Source organism: Acidovorax sp. CF316, from assembly GCF_000276605.1.
Classification (GTDB): Bacteria; Pseudomonadota; Gammaproteobacteria; order Burkholderiales; family Burkholderiaceae_C; genus Acidovorax.
The window spans coordinates 1-18,200 of sequence record NZ_AKJX01000280.1 but is presented as its reverse complement, the minus strand read 5'-3'; the positions used below and the strand labels follow the sequence as shown (position 1 = coordinate 18,200).

Here is an 18,200-nt window from a genome sequence, read left to right as displayed (position 1 = left end):
TCAGTCGCGCACCAGGGTGTACTGCACGAGGTTGATGTTGGCCATGGCAAAAGCCGCCTCGCAATAGGCCAGGTAGAACTCCCAGATGTGCAGGAAGCGCTGGTCGAAACCGAGCTGCAGGATCTGCGCTCGCTGGGCCAGGAAACGCTCGCGCCAGCGCCTGAGGGTCTCGGCATAGTCCTGGCCGAAAGCGAACTCGTCCACCACGCGCAGGCCGGCGGCCTCGGCCTCGCGGCGGAACTCGCGCGGGCAGGGCAGGCAGCCGCCCGGAAAGATGTACTGCTGGATGAAATCGGTGGAGCTGATGTAGCGCTCGAACAGGCCATCGTCGATCACGATGCTCTGGATGCAGGCCTTGCCGCCGGGCTTGAGCAGGCGCCGCACGGCCTGGAAGTAGGTAGGCCAGTACCCGCGGCCCACGGCCTCGATCATCTCGATGGAGCAGACCGCGTCGTAGGGGCCGTCAGCGATGTCGCGGTAGTCCTGCAGGCGCAGGTCCGCCCGGTCGGCGGTGCCACTCGCTTCCATGCGGCGTCGCGCGAAGTCGAGCTGTTCGGTGGAGAGCGTCACGCCGGTGAGCGAGGCACCGAACTCGGTGGTGGCCATCTCGGCCAGCGCGCCCCAGCCGCAGCCGATCTCCAGCACCCGGTCGCCCGCCTGCACGCCCGCCATGCGCAGGGCGCGGCGCACCTTGGCATGCTGGGCGGTGCGCATGTCGCCGCCGGCATCGCCCTCGAACCAGGCCGACGAGTAGTTCATCGTGTCGTCCAGCCACAGCGTATAGAACGCGTTGCCCAGGTCGTAGTGGGCGTGGATGTTCTTCTGGCTGTTGGCACGCGTGTTGCGGTTGAGCAGGTGCTTGATGCGGTACAGCAGCCGACCGGCCCACGAGCCGTAGATCACGCCCTCCACCTGCTGGCGGTTGGCGATGAAGACCCGCAGCAGATCCGTGAGGTTGGGCGTGGTCCAGTCGCCCGCGATGTAGCTCTCGGCAAAGCCGATGTCGCCGGACTTGAGCGCCGCCTTGCAGACGTTCCAGTTCTTGAGTGTGATGGCCGCGGCGGGCCCATCACCCTGGTGGTCGCCGAAGTGCTGCAGCGTGCCATCGGGCAGCTGCACCGTGAGGCTGCCATGCTGCAAGCGCTGCATCAGGCGCAGGGCCGTGCGGGCGGCAGCGGGGGTGCCCCGTGGCAGGGTGGGTGCGAGGGTGGTGCTGTTCATGGCGGGCCGGATGGACAAGGGGTTTTCGGGGCGGTGCCGTGCCGGGGCTCAGCGGGTCACGATGGAGGCGGGTGCCTCGGGCTTGCGGTGAAAGCGCACCCGCTTGGCCCACAGCCGCAGGGCGTGCCAGTGGATGCGGGCGATCAGGGCCAGAGTCATCGCCGGGTAGCCCCAGAGGGCGTGGCGCAGGGTCTTGCGCGTGATGGGCGCCAGCGTGCCGCTCACGCTGGTCTGCAGCAGCGGGCCGAGGGCGTCGTCATGGTCGATGCGCACCACGGTGCGCTCCTGCCCGCCCTGCGCGGTGCGCAGGAAGCGAAAGCGGTAGCCGCCACTGATGTCGCAAAAGGGCGAAACATGGAACACCTTGCGCGCATGTAGCTCGGCGCCATAGCGCGGCGCATCCAGCAGGTAGCAGTGGCGCTCGCCGAAGGTGTTGTTGACCTCGACCACGATGGCGCGCAGGCTGCCGTCCGGACGGTGGCAGTACCAGAAGCTCACGGGCTTGAAGGTGTAGCCCAGCACGCGCGGGTAGCAGTGCAGCCAGACCTCGCCGGTGGCGTCCGCGATGCCCTCGGCACGAAGCAGTTCGTCGACCCAGGCGAGCGCCCCGCCCTGCGCCGGGCCGCGGCCGTCGCCATGGTCCGTGTCGTGAAAGCTGATGGCGCCGGGCCGGTTCACGGCCAGCAGGCCGGCCGGCTGCGCGCCCAGCGTGCGCAGCGGCAGCATGAGGAAGAAGGTGGGGTAGGCAAACGCATGCCGCGTGGGGCGCAACCGCGTGTGGCGCACTTGGCCAAAGCCCAGCAGCGGCTCGGCGCTGCGCGGAGCCGTTGTCATGCGGCCTCCGCCAGGGGCGCCGGCATGCGGGCCTTCAATTGCTCGGCCACGGCCAGGCCGGACTTCAGCCCGTCCTCATGGAAGCCATAGCCCGTCCAGGCGCCGCAGAACCAGGTGCGCTCGCGCCCCTGGAGTTGCGCCACGCCCTTTTGCGCACGGATGGCCGCCAGGTCGAAGACCGGGTGGGCGTAGTCGTAGCGGCCGATCACCTGGCCGGGGTCGATCTCGGCCACCGGGTTGAGCGAGACCACGACCGGCTGCGTGAACGGCACGGGCTGCAGCTGGTTGATCAGGTAGTGCAGGCACACGCGGGCCGACTCGCGGCCGCGGTCCGGTGCGCGCTCGTAGTTCCAGGCGGCCCAGGCGGCGCGGCGCCCGGGCAGCACCGAGGTGTCGGTGTGCAGCACGGCATGGTTGGCCTGGTAGCGGATGGCGCCCAGCACGGCGCGCTCCTGCAGCGTGGGCTGGGCCAGCAGGGCCAGCGACTGGTCCGAATGCGTGGCCAGCACCACCTGGTCGAAGCGCTCGGTATTGCCGGCGGTCACCACGCGCACGCCCGCAGCGTCGCGTTCGATGCGGCGCACGGGGGTGGCGAGGCGCTTGTCCTCGATGCCGGCCACGATCTTGTCCACATAGTGGCGCGCGCCGCCGGCCACCGTCCACCACTGGGGGCGGTTGCTGACCTGGATCAGGCCATGGTTGTGGCAAAAGCGCACCATGGTCGCCACGGGGAACTGCAGCATCTGGTCGGTCGGGCAGCTCCAGATGCAGCCCAGCATGGGCAGGAAGTACCAGTCGCGGAAGGCATCGCCGAAGCGGTGTTCCTTGAGGAAATCGCCCAGGGGCTGCATCAGCGCGGCATCGGCCTGGGCCTCGGCCAGGCTTGTGCACAGCCGGTTGAAGCGCAGCAGGTCGTAGAGCATGCCCAGGAAACGCGGGTTCACGAGGTTGCCGCGCTGGGCGAACACGGTGGACAGGCTGGTGCCGCTCCACTCCAGCGTGCGCCCGCCGCCCAGCGCTTGCGGCACCTGGACGGAAAACGACATGTCCGACGGGGCGGTTTCCACGCCCAGTTCGGCCAGCAGGCGGATCAGGTTCGGGTAGGTGCGCTCGTTGAAGACCAGGAACCCGGTGTCCACCCCGCAGGCCACGTCCCCGGAGGGGCCGGGCAGGGTCACGTCCACGGTGTGGGTGTGGCCGCCGAAATGGCTGCCGGCTTCGTAGAGGGTGATGTCGGCCTGGTCGCGCAGCCGGTGCGCCACTGCCAGGCCGGAAATGCCGGAGCCGACGATGGCGATCTTCATGGCCGGCTCCCTCTGGCCGGCTGGCTGAATAAAAAAGTTGCGAAGCGTCCCGAAACGAATAAGAGAGGGAGGGAGGAGAAGCGCTCCAGGAGAACAGTCGGAACCCGTGGGACCGAAAGGCTTCGCAACGTTAAAACGGATGGACGCTCATCACGTCCTTGCGTTCGATAGAGTAAGGCCGTTCCGCAGAAGTTCCAGAGGTTCCTCCGCATTTTTTTGAAGAAATGTAAAGAAAACATTCGTGTTCACCGGGTTGGTGCGGTGGCCAGCTGTTGTTCGATGGCACGGACCAGGCTTTTGCTGTCCGGCGCCGTGAGGCTGGTGTAGCTGTCCACCAGCTTGCCGTCGCGGCCCAGCAGGTACTTGTGGAAGTTCCAGCGCGGTGGGCCGGACATCTGGGCCAGCTGGCGGAACAGCGGCGAGGCCTCGGCACCGGTCACCACGCTCTTGGCGAACATCGGGAATTTCACCCCGAAGGTGTTTTCGCAGAAATCCGCGATCTGCTGGTTGCTGCCGCTTTCCTGGGAGAAGTCGTTGCTGGGAAAGCCCAGCACCACCAGCCCCTTGTCCTTGTAGCGGGCATAGAGGTCTTCGAGGCCCTTGTACTGCCCCGTGAAGCCACAGAAGCTGGCCGTGTTGACCACCAGCACGACCCGGCCAGCGTACTGGCACAGCGATTGCGGTTTCTCGTCCTGCAGGCGCAGGTAGGTGTGTTGCAGTGTGGCCGGGCAGGACTCGGGGGACGCCGCGAGGGCTGACGACGGCGCCACGCCGAACCACAGAAGGGCTGCCACCGGGGCCAGGGTGCCAAGGCGCGAAAACTGGATCATGAGAGCACCTCCCGAGTTGTTGGTGGCCAATTTAACCAATGAATCATATTTTGTCCAGATAAGTTTTTATTTGTACTGATTGGTTTTTTTGGCGGCGGCACTTGCAAGCGCCGGCAGCGCTGGCGTTGCCGTGTGTGGGGAAGTACGCAGCGAAAGCGCGGCTGGATGCGGGGACGCGGCCCCAGGGGGTGGAAACCCCTGTGGAACTGGCAAGGACAGGCCGGTGGGCCGTGCAGGCCCGGGGGAATCAGACCAGCGGCAGCAGCCGGTTGAGCGAGAGCTTGACGCGCACGTCCTTGTGCGCGACCACGCCGACGATCTTCCACTGGGGCTGGGCGGTGTCGCGGGGAATCAGCTCACCCGTGGGCATGCCCAGCCGGTTGGTGACCACAGCCACGCGCGGTGTGGTGCCCGTGCTGCCGCGGCGCAGCACCACGGCCACTTCCTGGCTGGCGAGCTTCACGAAGGCGCCCGGCGGGTAGATGCCCAGGGCCTTGACCAGGGCCGCTCCGGCCTCGTCGACCTTCTGCTCCTCGTCGTAGTAGCTGGCCTGCATGGCGGCGGTCACCGGCATGGGCGAGCGCGCTGCGCGCGGCGCCAGCCGGGCACCGAAGACGTCGGCGCGCTGGATCAGCCGGGCCATCTGCAGGCCGGGGCTCTTCTGGCCGAAGGCACCCGGGGTGCGGTGGTGGTGGTGGCGCACGGCCTCCAGCCACAGTTCGCTGTGCACGCCCAGTTCGCGGAGCAGCGCTTCGGAGCGGGCCGCGTGGTTCTCCACGGCGGTGATCTGGGTCGAGGTCAGGGGCTGGGCCTGCTGGGCCAACTGGTCCTGCAACTCGGTCATGGCGATGTTCATGGACAGGGCGGCCTGGCCCACGGTCTGCACCTGGGCCGCAGGCCAGCGCAGCATTTCCCTGGCCACCACCATGCACACGCAGGACACCAGCATGGCGTGGGTGCCGCTGTACATGCGTGTCTCCTGTGCCGACAGGTAGATCAGGGCCAGCAGCGTGGCATCGGGCGACTGCTCGCAGTTGCGCGCCAGTTCGGCATGCAGGGGCTGGAAGCGGTCCGGGAAATCAAGGGCGTGCGGGCTGCGCAGCAACTGGGTCGCGCGGTCCTGCAGGGCCGGCCAGTCCACCATGTAGGGCGGGGCATCGCGCTCGCGCGAGGCCGCATGGGCGCCTGCCGTCAGCTTGACGGAGGCCAGCTCCCCGAGGTTGGTTTCCTGCCTCAGCATGCGTTGCAGCTGGGCCACGTAGGCGCGGTAGCTCTCGCCGGACTCTTCCACGTCCACGCACAGCTGGCGACCCCGGCTGAGCATGGCGCCCAACTCGTCGCGGGTGTGCACCACGAAGCCTTTTTGGGCCAGCAGCGTCCCATCGGCACCCCGCAAGGCGAATGGCAGCGGGTGGCCGAGCTGGATCGATCCGACGTTGATGGTGACGAGGTTCATAGCGGTAGGCCATTATCTCGCCGACCCGGGGCGTGTTAAAGGGCGCAAACCCGGGTGGTTTGCGCCCTTTTGCGCGGATGACGGGATGTGTTGCCGTCAGGGGATCGCGGGTGCCTGCTCCGGCCTGGAGGTCGGTGCCCGCGGCGGCAGGCCGCGCAGGCGCCGCAGCATGCGGCCGAACCACTGGCCCACGTCGTCCACCCCCGTGAACACGGCCGGGATCACCAGCAGGCTAAGGAAGGTCGAGGTGATCAACCCGCCGATCACCGCCACCGCCATCGGCGAGCGGAAGCTGGCGTCCGCCGCGCCGAAGCCCACGGCGATCGGAAGCATGCCCGCACCCATGGCCAGCGTCGTCATGATGATCGGCCGGGCGCGCTTGTGGCAGGCATCGATCAGCGCCTCGAAACGCGTCATGCCATGCTCGCGCCGTGCCAGGATGGCGTACTCCACCAGCAGGATGGAGTTCTTCGTCGCAATGCCCATGAGCATGATGAGCCCGATCAGCGAGGGCATGGAGAAGCTCTTTTGCGCGATCAGCAGGCCCACGAAGGCGCCGCCCAGCGACAGCGGCAGCGCCGCCAGGATGGTCACCGGGTGCAGGAAGTCCTTGAACAGCAGCACCAGCACGATGTAGATGCACAGCACGCCGGTGAGCATGGCCAGGCCGAAGCTGGCGAACAGCTCGCCCATCACCTCGGCGTCACCGATGGTGATCTGGCGCACGCCGGGCGGCAGGTTCTTGATGGACGGCAGCGCATCCACGGCCTTGGTCACGTCGCCCAGAGGCAGGCCCGAGAGCTCGATCTCGAAGTTCACGTTGCGCGAGCGGTCGTAGCGGTCCACCACGGCCGGGCCGCCGCCGAACTCCAGCGTGGCCACCTGGCCCAGCATCACCGGGCCCTTGGAGCCGGGCACGGCCAGGCGTTCGAGCAGCGACAGGTCCTTGCGCGCATCGTCCTGCAGCTTGACGACGATGGGCACCTGGCGCGAGGCCAGGTTGAGCTTGGGCAGCGACACGTCGTAGTCGCCCACGGTGGCGATGCGCAGGGTCTCGGCAATGGCGCTGCTGGTCACGCCCAGGTCGGCGGCGCGCGCGAAGTCGGGGCGCACCGCGATCTCCGAGCGGATCAGGCTGGCGGTGGAGGACACGCTGCCCAGGCCGGGGATGGTGCGCAGGTCCTTCTCGACGGCGAGAGAGGCTGTCTGCAGTGCCTGCGGGTCGTCGCCCGTGAGCACCAGCACGTACTTTTCGCCCGAGCCGCCCAGGCCGACCTTGCTGCGCACGCCGGGCAGGCTCTCCAGCGCGGCGCGGATCTGGTTCTCGATGCCCTGCTTGCGCGGCCGGTCGCCGCGGTCGGCCAGCAGGATGGTGAGCGTGGCCTTGCGCGTCTCGGCATTGGCGCTGCCCATGAAGGGGTCGGAGCCCGCGGAGCCGCCGCCGATGGTGGTGTAGACGCTCTTGACGTGGTTCACAGCGGCCACGCGCTGGCGCGCGTCCTCGGCCACCACGCGGGTCTGGGCCAGCGTGGCACCGGGCGGCAGCTCCAGGTAGACCTGGGTCTGGGAGTTGTCGTCCGGCGGGATGAAGCCCGTGGGCAGGAGCGGGATCAGCGCCAGCGAGCCGATGAAGAAGGCTCCCGTGGCGATGAAGGTGATCCAGCGGTGCCGGATGCACCAGGCCGCCCAGCGCAGGTACCAGCCCATCCAGCGCGGGTCCTTGTGCTCGCCGACGATGGGCTTGAGGATATAGGCCGCCATCATCGGGGTCAGCACGCGCGCCACGACCAGGCTGGCGAACACCGCCAGCGCCGCGGTCCAGCCGAACTGCTTGAAGAACTTGCCGGCGATGCCGCTCATGAAGGCCGTGGGCAGGAACACCGCGATCAGCGTGAACGTGGTGGCCACCACGGCCAGGCCGATCTCGTCGGCCGCCTCCATGGCCGCCTGGTAGGGCGTCTTGCCCATGCGCAGGTGGCGCACGATGTTCTCCACCTCCACGATGGCATCGTCCACCAGGATGCCGACCACCAGCGACAGCGCGAGCAGCGTGATCACGTTGATCGAAAAGCCCAGCAGGTACATGCCGATGAAGGCCGGGATCACCGACAGCGGCAGCGCCACGGCCGAGACGAAGGTCGCGCGCCAGTCGCGCAGGAACAGCCACACCACCAGCACCGCCAGCAGCGCGCCTTCGTAGAGCAGGTGCATGGAACCGTCGTATTCCTCCTGCACCGGCGCCACGAAGTTGAAGGCCTCGGTGATCTCCAGGTCGGGGTGTTGGGCGCGCATCTCGGCCAGGGCCGCCTGCACCGCGGCGCCCACTTCGACCTCGCTCGCGCCCTTGCTGCGGGCCACCTCGAAGCCCACCACGGGCTTGCCATTGAGCAGGGCCATGGCGCGCGGGTCGGCAAAGGTGTCGGAGACGGTGGCCACCTGGTCCAGGCGCACGTGGCGGCCGTCGGACAGCGACAGCGTGAGGCCCGCGAGCTCCTGCGCCGACTGCACGGTGGCCAGGGTGCGCACTGGCTGCTCGCTGCCGCCCAGGTCGGTGCGGCCGCCCGCGCTCTCGGTCTGCACCAGGCGCAGCTGGCGCGAAACGTCGGCCGCCGTGGCGCCCAGCGCCTGCAGCTTCATGGGATCGAGCGCCACGTGCACCTGGCGGTCCACGCCGCCCACGCGGTTCACCGCGCCCACGCCGCGCACGGCCAGCAGCTTCTTGGCGATGTCGTTGTCCACGAACCAGGACAGGGCCTCGTCGTCCATGCGGCGCGAGGCGATGGTGAAGGCCAGCACCGGCTGGGCCGCCAGGTCCATCTTGGTCACGATGGGGTCGCGCACGTCACCGGGCAGGTCGCCGCGCACGCGTGCCACGGCCGAGCGCACGTCATCGAGCGCCTCCTGCGTGGGCTTTTCCAGACGGAACTCGGCCGTGATGGTGGCGCCGCCGTCCTGTACCTTGGTGTAGATGTGCTTCAGGCCCTGCAGCGTGGCGATCGAGCTCTCGACCTTGCGTGCCACATCGTTCTCGAGCTGCGCGGGCGAGGCGCCGGGCAGCGACACGGTCACCGAGATGGTGGGCAGGTCGATGTCGGGGAAGTTCTGCACCTTCATGCCGTTGAACGACAGCAGGCCGCCGAAGGTCAGCAGCACGAACAGCATCAGCGCCGGTATGGGGTTCTTGATCGACCAGGTAGATACATTCATGGTGAATGCTCCTTACTCTTCTTACTTGGTGGCCGAAGCCGGGGCGGCCGCGGTGGGCACGGTCGCCGTGCCCTGCACCCCGACGGGCGCGGTGTTGGACACGCGCACCAGATCGCCGTCGTTGAGGAAGCCGGCGCCGCGCACGGCGATGGCGGTCGTTGCCTCCAGGCCCGAGAGCACCTCCACCCGGTCAGCCACGCGCCGGCCAGTCTGGATCTTGCGCTGCTGCACGCGCTGGTCGCCGCCCAGGGCGAACACATAGGAGAAGCCATCGCGCACCACCAGGGCTTCCTGCGGCACGGTCAGGGCCTCGCTGCTGCCGAGCGCGAACTCGCCGCGTGCGAACATGCCGGGCAGGATGGCGCTGAGCGTGGCCTTGGGGTCGATGGGCGTGTCGGTGGCGGACGACGGCAGGTCCACATAGACCAGGGCGTTGCGCGTCTGCGGGTCCACCGTCGGGCCGACCATGCGCACCGTGCCCTGCACCGTGGTGCCGCTGGCGGCCGTCACGCTGACCTTGGAGCCGGGCTGGATGCGTGCCAGCTCGGTCGAGGTGACTTCGGCGCGCCATTCGAGCCGGCCCTTGCGCACCATGCGGAACAGCTCGGTGCCGGCGCCCACGACCGCGCCCACGGTGGCGCTGCGGGCCGAGATGATGCCGCTGTCGGGCGCCACCACCTGGGTGTATTTGAGGCGCAGCTGCTGGGCGTTGAGCTGGGCCTGGGCCGCCTCGACGCGCGCCTGGGCGGTCTTCTCGGCCGTGGTGTACTGCTGGATCTGCTGCTGGCTCAAGGCGCCCGAGGCCTGCAGCGAACGCGCGCGCTCGGCATTGGCGGCGGCCTCGGCGGCCGTGGCCTGGGCTTCGAGCACGCTGGCGCGGCCCTGGGCCACCTCGGCCTGCGTGGTCTCGGCCGAGAAGGTGGCCAGCACCTGGCCGCGCTTGACCACGTCGCCCACGTTGACGCGCACGTCGGTCAGGCGCAGGCCATTGCTTTCGGCGCCGATGATGGCCTCCTGCCAGGCGGCGACGTTGCCGTTGGCGGCCAGGCGCAGCGGCACGGCGGTGCGCTGCGGCTGTGCGGTCGTGACCGTGAGCGCCGGGCGCGGCTGGTTGGCCTTTGGCTCGTCGGCAGCGCGCGAGGCGCCCGAGAACACCAGGGCGCCGGTGGCAGCCAGGACGCAGGCGGCAACGACGGCCAGCGTGGAAGCGGAGAGTTTGAACTGGTTCATGAAAGGGGTCCGTTCATCCGGAAGGTGTCAGGAAAAATGGGGGGGCCGGGCTCAGCGGGTGCCGGCCTGGGCGGTCTCGGCCAGGCCGGGGGCCGTGGTGTCCCAGCCGCCGCCGGCTGCGCGGTACAGCGCGATCCAGGCAGACTGGCGCTCGTGCTGCAGGGCCAGCAGCGCGTTCTGCGCGGCCAGCGCCGTGCGGCGTGCGTCCTCCAGCTCCACCAGGCTGGCCAGGCCGCCGCGCCAGCGCGCGTCGGTGGCATCGAACGAGATGCGGTAGCCATCGGCCGCGGCGCGGGCGCTGGCATTGCGCTCGGCCGTGCTCTGCAGCCGCACCAGGGCCTGCTCCACCTCGCTCACGGCCTGGCGGATGCGGGCGCGGTACAGCGCCACCGACTCGTCGTAGCGCGCGCGGGCCGCATCGACCTGCGCCGCGCGGCGCCCGCCGTCGAACAGCGGCAGGCTCAGGGTCAGCGGGCCCAGCGTCCAGGCGTCCACGTCGAGGGTGGTGCCGCCGGCGCGGCTCCAGGCCTTGCCGATGTTGCCGCTGAGCGACAGGCGGGGATAGCGCTGTGCCTGGGCGTTGCCCACCTCGGCACTGGCGGCTGCGACCTCGCGCTCGGCGTTGTAGACGTCGGGGCGCTGGGAGATCACCTGCGCGGGCAGGGCGGCAATGGCGAACAGGCTGTCGGGTGCGGGCGTGATCGGCATTGCCGTGATCAGCTGGCGCAGCGCGGCCTCCTCCTGGCCGGTCAAGGCCACCAGGGTCTTGAACTCCACGTCGCACTGCATGCGCTGCTGCGAGGCGCGCGCCGCGGCCTCGGCGGCGCTGGCGCGCGCCAGCGCGGCGGTGGCCGGGGCCGTGAAGCCGGCGCGTTCGCTCAGGTCCGACAGGCGCGAGGTCTCGCCGCGCGAGCGCGCATCGCGCTCGGCCACGTCCAGCTGCTGCAGGCAGGTGCGCAGGCTGCTGGTCTGCAGCGCCACCTCGGCTGCCACGCTCACGCGCGCTTCGTGCCACAGGGCCTGGGCGCCGGCCAGGCGTTCGCTGGCCGCGTCGCGCGTGGCGGCATTGGCGCCGAACAGGTCCACTTCCCAGGCTGCCTGCAGGCCCGCTTGGCTGGTGGTGGCCAGGCCGCCGACCTGCGCGTTGGCGCCACGGCTGGTGGTCGCCTGGGCGTCGAGCGTGGGCTTCAGGGCGGCGCCCGCCGTGGTTTGCGTGGCGCGGGCCTGCAGCAGGCGCGATCGGGCCTGGGCCAGGCTCGGGCTGATGCCCTGCGCGGCCTCGATCAGCGGCACCAGCGCGGGGTCGTTCCACTGACGCCACCACTGCGCCAGGTCGGCCATCTGCCCGCCATGCGGCAGCGGCGCGACCCAGCCCGCAGGCGCCTGCACCGGGATCGCCTGCGGCGGTCGCGCGGTGCTGCAGGCGCCCAGCAGCAGCACGCCGCAGACGCCCAGGGTTCGAACAAACAATGTCATTCCTCTTCCTCCTTGTTGTTGTGCCTGCGCTGTTCGCGCAGTGCCTGGCGGCGTGCCACTTCGCCCTGGATCATGGACATGGCATAGCCGGTCAGGCGTTCGGCCCAGGCGTCCGCGGTGGCGGGGCCTGCGAGTTGGGGGGCAATGGCGGCAATCGCGTCGCGCTGGGTCCACAGCAACATGACCAGGCCGCCGATCGAGAACGCCAGGCGGTGCATGTCGTCGTCGATGTCGGGCACGCCCATGTGCTCGCACAGCAGGCGTGCCAGCGCCATGTGCGGGGCCTTGCATTCGCGCTCGATCAGCTCGGGCCAGACATGGGTGGGTTCGAGCAGCTCGCGCACATGCAGGCGCGTGGCCTGGCGGACCAGATCGTCGTGCTTGAGCGGCTCCAGCAGCCCTGTGAAGTAGGCCTGCAGGGCCTGTTGCAGGCTGAGCCCGGGGGCGGCAAACACCTCGATGAGGTCGCTACCGCTGCCAAAAGGCTCATAGAAGGTGGCGGTGTACAGCTGGGCCTTGTCGCCGAAATGGTAGCCGATGGCGGCCACGTTGGTCCCCGCTGCGACGGCGATGGCGCGCACCGAGGTGCGGGCAAAGCCACTTTCGGAAAACAGCCGCAGCGCGGCCTGCAGCAGGCGTGCGCGCGTGTCGTCGCCATCGCTGCGTGCGGCACGGGCGGGGCGCGCGGCGCGCTTGGCAGCGGGCTCAGAAATGGGCGGGGCAGAATGCATGGCGGTGGATTAAACCACCATAATTCAAACAAGTGTTTAAATTAGCGTGACATTCGGCAACAGGCCGCCGCGGGCCTGGGTGGGCCTGGGTGGGCCCGGCTCAGTGGCCGCTGCCGAACACCGCCGCCCAGAGGGCCAGCACGGCGTCGCGCTCGGCCTGCAGGGCCGGGGGCGTGACCTGGGTCGGGGCCTCGTCCAGGCGCGCCCGGTGCTGCACGCGGCGCAGCTCGCGGTAGGCGTCGGCGGCGGCCTGGCCCACGCCGGCCGGCAGCAGGCCGACCTGCTCGGCGCGCTGCAGCAGGGCGATGTTGCCCACGTTGGCCACCAGTTCGGGGTGCGCCGCCGATTGCGAGAGCACCAGGTACTGCACGGCAAATTCCGCGTCCACCATGCCGCCCACGCTGTGCTTGACATCGAATTGCCCGTCGCGCGTGGGGTGGGCCTGGCGCACCTTTTCGCGCATGGCCACGATCTCATCGCGCAGGGCCACCGGGTCGCGGGCCGAGGTGATCACGGCCGTGCGCACGGCGTCGAAGCGGGCTTCCAGTGCCGGGCTGCCCATCACGAAGCGCGCGCGCGTCATGGCCTGGTGCTCCCAGGTCCAGGCGGTGTTGCTGCCGCGGCGTTCCTGGTAGTTGGCATAGGCCTCGAAGCGCGTGACCAGCAGGCCCGAGCTGCCGTTGGGGCGCAGCGCGGTGTCGATCTCGTAGAGGTCGCCCTCGCCGGTCTTCACCGTGAGCCAGTTGATCAGCTTGCGCACGAAGGCGGCATACACCTCGGGGGCGCGCTCGTCGTCGTCGTCGAAGACGAACACGATGTCCAGGTCGCTGCCGTAGCCCAGCTCCTTGCCGCCGAGCTTGCCATAGCCGATCACCGCGAACTGCGGCACGTCGCGGTGCCGCGTCTTGAGGCGGCTCCAGCACCACTGGGCCGTCACGCGCAGCACGCTGTCGGCCAGGGCGCTCAGGTCGTCGGCCACCTGCTCGACCGTGATGCGGTGCTCCACATCGCGTGCCAGCGTGCGGAAGGTCTCGGCATGCTGGGCGCGGCGCAGCAGGTTCAGGAGGGTCTCGTCGTCGTCTTCCCCGGTGGAGGTGATCGAGGCCAGGCGCATGGCCAGCTCGCGCTCGAAATCGGCCACCGAGAAGCGCTCGGCCAGCAGGGCGTCGCCCACCAGCTCGTCGATCACGCCGGGGTGCTGCAACAGGTAGCGCGCGGGCCAGCGGGCCGCACCCAGCAGGTGCAGCATCTGCTCGTGCACCGAGGGGCGTTCCAGCAGCAGCGCCAGGTAGCTGTCGCGGCGCAGCAGGGGCTCGAGCCAGTTGGCCATGCGCACGGCGGCCTCTTCGGTCACCCGGCCTTCGTTGAGCCACTGGGCGGTGCGCTGCACCAGGCGGAACAGGCGCGCGCGTGTCTCATCGCGCAGGCCCTGCACGCGCGGATGGCTGCGCCACTCGGCCACGCGCTCGCGGAAACCGGGGGGCAGCTGTTCCAGCAGCGCTTCCAGCTCGGGTGGGGGGGGCGCGGCCGCGCGCGGGCCGCCGCAGCCGCCCTTGCTGCACTGCTTCTTGCCGTTGCCGCCCAGCAGGGTGTCGAACTCCTGGGCCACCAGTTCGCGGTGGGCGTCGAGCTCGTGCAGGAAGGCGCAGCAGTCGGGGTAGCCCATGGTGCGGGCGATCCAGGCCAGGTCGTCGTCGCGCGTGGGCAGCACATGGGTCTGCTGGTCATCGAGGTACTGGATGCGGTGCTCCACCCGGCGCAGGAAGACATAGGCGCGCGCCAGGGCGTCGGCCGTCTCCTGCGGCATCAGGCCGGCCTGGGCCAGGCGCTGCAGGGCGTCGAGCGTCGGGCGCCGGCGTAGCTCGGGGAACTGGCCGCCGCGCACCACCTGCAGCAGCTGCACGGTGAATTCGATCTCGCGGATGCCCCCGCGCGAGAGCTTGACGTCGTTGGCGCGCTCGGGGTGGCCCGCGCTGCGCTTGGCCGCATGGTCGCGGATCTGGCTGTGCAGCAGGCGCAGCGCATCGAACACGCTGTAGTCCAGGTAGCGGCGAAAGACGAAGGGCAGCACCACGCCGCGCAGCGCCTGCACCTCGGTGCTGGCAATGCACTCGCGCGGTGCCACCACCCGGCTCTTGAGCCAGGCAAAGCGTTCCCATTCGCGGCCCTGTACCTGCAGGTACTCCTCGAGCGCCGCCAGCGAGACGGCCGCCGGACCCGAGTTGCCGTTGGGCCTGAGGGCCAGGTCGACGCGGAACACGAAGCCATGCTCGGTGGTGTCGCCGACCAGGCTGTAGATGGCCTTGACCGCGCGCGCGAAATACTCGTGGTTCGAGATCTTGCCCCGGCCGTCCGGCGTGCCGGCGGTCTCGCCATCGTGCTCGTAGACGTAGATCAGGTCGATGTCGCTCGATACGTTGAGCTCGCGCGCGCCGAGCTTGCCCATGCCGATGATCCACAGCTGCACGGCCTGGCCTTCGGGGCCCTGGGGGGCGCCGTGGCGCGCGTCGAGCTCCTGGCGCGCATGCCGGCAGGCGCGGTCCAGGGCCAGTTCGGCCAGCTCGGTGACGGCACAGGTGATGTCGGACAGCGGCGCCTGCCCATCGCAGTCGAGCTGGATCAGGCGTTCCATGACCAGCTGGCGCAGCACGCGCAGGGCGGTGCCGGTGTCGTTGCCGCGTGCCAGCAGGGCATCGCAGACGGTATCCATTGCGGCGCGCCGGGGTGCCCCGGCCGGCAGCAGGGTCAAATCGCCGGCGTATCGCCGGTGCAGGCGCTGCAGGAAGCGGGAATGCCCCGCCAGCGGCTCGCCGTCCTTGAAGGGGTCGTTACAGGACATGGGCATGGTGGCGCACAGGGGTGGGGCAGGAGGTGCCGCAGCTGGCTGCAAGCACGGGGCCATGGCCCGCTGCATGCAAAAGGACACTGGTTCTCATTGAACCCACAAGGAAACCGCGGGTCATAATTCCTGCCACATTCAATCCCACCATGATCGATCCCACCTCGCACCCCTCACGCCTGCTCAAGACAGTGGCAGGCTTTGCGCGGTGGTCACTGGGGTTGCTGCTTGCCTTCTGGCTGCTGCTGACCATCGCCTGGGGGGCCCTTCATGGCTGGATTGTGCCGCGAATCGGCGAGTTCCGCCCGCAGCTCGAAGCCCATGCCGCACGCGCCCTAGGGGTTCCCGTGCGCATCGGCGCCCTGAGCGCCCGCTCCGAGGGGCTGGTCCCCTCCGTGGAGCTGGTGAATGTGGCGCTGCTGGACAGCGCCGGCCGTGAGGCCCTGCGCCTGCCGCGCGTGGTCGTGGCCCTGTCGCCGCGCTCGCTGCTGAACTTCGGTTTCGAGCAGCTCTATATAGAGAAGCCCGACCTGGACATCCGCCGGGCCAGCGACGGCCGCATCACCGTGGCCGGCCTGGCCATGAAGGACAGCGGCAGCGACAGCAGCAGCGCGGCCGACTGGTTCTTCTCGCAGGGCGAGGTGCTGATCAAGGGCGGCACCCTGCGCTGGACCGACGAGATGCGCAATGCGCCCGAGCTGGCCCTGACCGAGGTGGACCTGCTGGTGCGCAACGGCAACTGGAGCCACCGCATGCGCGTGGATGCCACGCCGCCGCCCGACTGGGGCGACCGCTTCACGCTGGTCGGCCTGTTCCGCGCGCCGCTGCTGCGCGCGCGCGACGGCAACTGGCAGCACTGGAACGGCCAGGTCTATGCCGACTTCGCGCGGGTGGACGTGTCCCGGCTGCGCCACCATGCCGACCTGGGGGTGGACGTGGCCCAGGGCCGTGGCGCCCTCCGGGCCTGGGCGGACGTGAAGAGCGGCCAGATCGTCGGCGGCACGGCCGACCTGGCACTGGCCGACGTGAATGCCACCCTGGGCCCGGGGCTGGAGCCGCTGGCGCTGCCCTCCGTCGCCGGGCGCCTGGGCGGGCGGCAGCTCAAGGGCGGCTTCGAATTCTCCACGCAGGGCCTGCAGTTCACCACCGATGACGGCCTGCGCTGGCCCGGGGGCAACGTCCGGCTGGTATACACCGATGCCACCGCCAAGGCCCCCGCGCAGGGCGACTTCCGTGCCGACCGGCTGGAATTGGCCGCCCTGGCGCAGATCGCCAGCCGCCTGCCCCTGGGCGCCACGGCCCACGATGCCGTGCGCCAGTACGCGCCCAAGGGCCTGGTGGACGAGATCCAGGCCACCTGGAAGGGGCCGCTTGGTGCGCTGCAGCAGTACCAGGTGCGCGGCCGCATCCAGGGCCTGGCGCTGGCGGGGGAGCTGGACAACGGCGCGGCGCAGCGCCTGGGCCTGCGTGGTGCCACGGTGGACCTGGACATGACGCAGGGCGGTGGCAAGGCCATGCTCGCCATCGAATCCGGCGCCCTGCTCTTGCCTGGCGTGTTCGAAGACCCCCTGCTGCCGCTGGACCGCCTGAGTGCCGAGGTGCGCTGGCAGCTCGAGGGCGAGCGCATCGCGGTGCAGGCCAACGAGGTGAAGTTCGCCAATGCCGATGCGCAGGGCGAGGCACGCGCGACCTGGCATACCTCCGACCCCGCGAAGGGTCCGAGCCGTTCGCGCTTCCCCGGCGTGCTGGACCTGTCGGGCAAGCTCACGCGGGCCGATGGCACGCGCGTGCACCGCTACCTGCCGCTGTCCGTCGGCGAGGACGCCCGCCACTATGTGCGCGACGCGGTGGTTGCCGGTACCGCCAGCGTGGTCGATTTCAAGGTCCGGGGCGACCTGCATGACATGCCGTTCAATGACCCGCGCCAGGGCGAGTTCCGCATTGCCGCGCGCGTCAAGGATGTGACCTATGCCTTCGTGCCACCCCAGTTGCACCCTAACGATCCCCTGCGCTGGCCGGCACTCACGCAGCTGCAGGGCGAGCTGATCTTCGAGCGCTCGTCGATGCAAGTGCGTGGTGCCAGTGGCAGCTTCGCAGGTACGTCCGGCGTGCGCGTGTCGCGGGTGGAGGCCTCCATCCCCGATCTCGCGCACACGGTAGTGGGCGTGAATGCCGACGCCCGCGGACCGCTGTCCGAACTGCTCGGCGTGGTCAACACCTCGCCGCTCTCGCGCCTGACGGGCAATGCCCTGGCGCAGGCCAGCGGCACGGGCCAGGCCGATCTCCAGCTCAAACTGACCCTGCCCATCAGCAACATCGACAAGTCCCGGGTGCAGGGCGGCGTCACCCTGGCCGGCAACGACGTGCGCATCACCCCCGATACGCCGATGCTCGGTCGTGCGCGGGGCTCGGTGCAGTTCAGCGAGACGGGCTTTTCGCTGGTGGGCATGCAGGCCCGGGCCCTGGGCGGCGACGTGAAGCTCGAAGGCGGCATGCGCTCCCTGCCGCCAGGCGCTCCAGCCACCGAGTCGGCCATCCAGCTGCGAGCGCAGGGCGTGGCCACGGCAGAGGGCCTGCAGCAGGCGCCGCAGCTGGGCCTGCTGTCGCAGCTGGCCGGCCGTGCCACGGGCAGCGCCCCCTACACACTGGCACTGGCCTTTCGCCGCGGGGTGCCCGAGGTGCAGGTGACCACCAGCCTGCAGGGGCTGGCGCTGGCACTGCCGGCCCCGCTTGGCAAAACGGCCGAGGCCACCCTGCCGCTGCGCTACGACAACTCGCTGGCGCGCGAATCGCTGACCGGCACAGTGACCGCCGCCGGCACGCTGCCGCCGCTGCGCGACCAGATCACGCTGGACCTGGGAGCCCTGGGTTCGGCCACCTACCACCGCGACGTCAGCGGCGCCCAGCCGCGTGTGCTGCGCGGCGCCATCGGCGTGGGGCTGGCGGGCGGGGAGGCAGCGCCCATGCCGGCCGAGGGCGTGGCGGCCAACATCCAGCTGGCCCGGCTGGATGTCGATGCCTGGGAGGACCTGCTCAGTGCGCCGCGCCCCGCAGGCACGGCTGGTGCCGCAC

The 18,200-nt window shown here is 70.0% G+C and carries 11 protein-coding genes; 1 reads left to right on the top strand and 10 read right to left on the bottom strand.

Features of this window, described 5'->3' with window-relative positions:
- The 10 genes from PMI14_RS31400 to glnE all read right to left on the bottom strand — a co-directional run bounded on the left by PMI14_RS31400 (position 1) and on the right by glnE (position 15,134).
- Positions 1-1,221 carry a cyclopropane-fatty-acyl-phospholipid synthase family protein gene (locus tag PMI14_RS31400; RefSeq protein WP_007861489.1) on the bottom strand — a complete coding sequence of 407 codons (1,221 nt, stop codon included), beginning with the start codon at positions 1,219-1,221 and terminating at the stop codon, positions 1-3.
- A gap of 48 nt (positions 1,222-1,269) precedes the next feature.
- Positions 1,270-2,055 carry a DUF1365 domain-containing protein gene (locus PMI14_RS31395; protein WP_007861488.1) on the bottom strand — a complete coding sequence of 262 codons (786 nt, stop codon included), beginning with the start codon at positions 2,053-2,055 and terminating at the stop codon, positions 1,270-1,272.
- The gene (locus PMI14_RS31390; RefSeq protein ID WP_007861487.1) at positions 2,052-3,359 is read right to left on the bottom strand and encodes an NAD(P)/FAD-dependent oxidoreductase; all 1,308 of its coding nucleotides are present in this window, start codon (positions 3,357-3,359) and stop codon (positions 2,052-2,054) included. The genes PMI14_RS31395 and PMI14_RS31390 overlap by 4 nt, the downstream gene beginning before the upstream one ends.
- 245 nt (positions 3,360-3,604) lie before the next feature.
- Positions 3,605-4,189: a glutathione peroxidase gene (locus PMI14_RS31385; protein WP_007861486.1), complete on the bottom strand. Its 585-nt coding sequence runs from the start codon at positions 4,187-4,189 to the stop codon at positions 3,605-3,607.
- Positions 4,190-4,436: 247 nt separating this feature from the next.
- The gene (locus PMI14_RS31380) at positions 4,437-5,645 is read right to left on the bottom strand and encodes an HD-GYP domain-containing protein (RefSeq protein ID WP_007861485.1); all 1,209 of its coding nucleotides are present in this window, start codon (positions 5,643-5,645) and stop codon (positions 4,437-4,439) included.
- 96 nt (positions 5,646-5,741) lie between these two features.
- Entirely contained in the window at positions 5,742-8,852 is a 3,111-nt protein-coding gene (locus tag PMI14_RS31375; RefSeq protein WP_007861483.1) for an efflux RND transporter permease subunit, read from the bottom strand.
- 21 nt (positions 8,853-8,873) lie between these two features.
- Positions 8,874-10,082 (bottom strand): efflux RND transporter periplasmic adaptor subunit, encoded by a 1,209-nt coding sequence (locus PMI14_RS31370; protein ID WP_007861481.1) that lies wholly within the window; start codon positions 10,080-10,082, stop codon positions 8,874-8,876.
- 51 nt (positions 10,083-10,133) lie between these two features.
- Positions 10,134-11,558 carry an efflux transporter outer membrane subunit gene (locus tag PMI14_RS31365; RefSeq protein ID WP_007861479.1) on the bottom strand — a complete coding sequence of 475 codons (1,425 nt, stop codon included), beginning with the start codon at positions 11,556-11,558 and terminating at the stop codon, positions 10,134-10,136.
- Complete coding sequence (locus tag PMI14_RS31360; RefSeq protein ID WP_007861477.1) at positions 11,555-12,289, bottom strand: TetR/AcrR family transcriptional regulator; 735 nt, start codon at positions 12,287-12,289, stop codon at positions 11,555-11,557. Before PMI14_RS31360 ends, PMI14_RS31365 begins: the two co-directional genes overlap by 4 nt.
- Positions 12,290-12,389: 100 nt before the next feature.
- Positions 12,390-15,134: a bifunctional [glutamate--ammonia ligase]-adenylyl-L-tyrosine phosphorylase/[glutamate--ammonia-ligase] adenylyltransferase gene (gene glnE, locus PMI14_RS31355; protein ID WP_007861476.1), complete on the bottom strand. Its 2,745-nt coding sequence runs from the start codon at positions 15,132-15,134 to the stop codon at positions 12,390-12,392.
- Positions 15,135-15,277: 143 nt separating this feature from the next.
- On the opposite strand from glnE, the gene PMI14_RS31350 reads away from it, so the two are divergent.
- Positions 15,278-18,200 (top strand): YhdP family protein (locus tag PMI14_RS31350; RefSeq protein ID WP_007861475.1); only part of this gene is annotated, 2,923 nt, incomplete at its 3' end.

Excerpts from the sequence above, each read along its gene's own strand:
- PMI14_RS31400 (WP_007861489.1), bottom strand. The coding sequence starts at position 1,221 with ATGAACAGCACCACCCTCGCACCCACCCTGCCACGGGGCACCCCCGCT.
- PMI14_RS31395 (WP_007861488.1), bottom strand. The coding sequence starts at position 2,055 with ATGACAACGGCTCCGCGCAGCGCCGAGCCGCTGCTGGGCTTTGGCCAA.
- PMI14_RS31390 (WP_007861487.1), bottom strand. The coding sequence starts at position 3,359 with ATGAAGATCGCCATCGTCGGCTCCGGCATTTCCGGCCTGGCAGTGGCG.
- PMI14_RS31385 (WP_007861486.1), bottom strand. The coding sequence starts at position 4,189 with ATGATCCAGTTTTCGCGCCTTGGCACCCTGGCCCCGGTGGCAGCCCTT.
- PMI14_RS31380 (WP_007861485.1), bottom strand. The coding sequence starts at position 5,645 with ATGAACCTCGTCACCATCAACGTCGGATCGATCCAGCTCGGCCACCCG.
- PMI14_RS31375 (WP_007861483.1), bottom strand. The coding sequence starts at position 8,852 with ATGAATGTATCTACCTGGTCGATCAAGAACCCCATACCGGCGCTGATG.
- PMI14_RS31370 (WP_007861481.1), bottom strand. The coding sequence starts at position 10,082 with ATGAACCAGTTCAAACTCTCCGCTTCCACGCTGGCCGTCGTTGCCGCC.
- PMI14_RS31365 (WP_007861479.1), bottom strand. The coding sequence starts at position 11,558 with ATGACATTGTTTGTTCGAACCCTGGGCGTCTGCGGCGTGCTGCTGCTG.
- PMI14_RS31360 (WP_007861477.1), bottom strand. The coding sequence starts at position 12,289 with ATGCATTCTGCCCCGCCCATTTCTGAGCCCGCTGCCAAGCGCGCCGCG.
- glnE (WP_007861476.1), bottom strand. The coding sequence starts at position 15,134 with ATGCCCATGTCCTGTAACGACCCCTTCAAGGACGGCGAGCCGCTGGCG.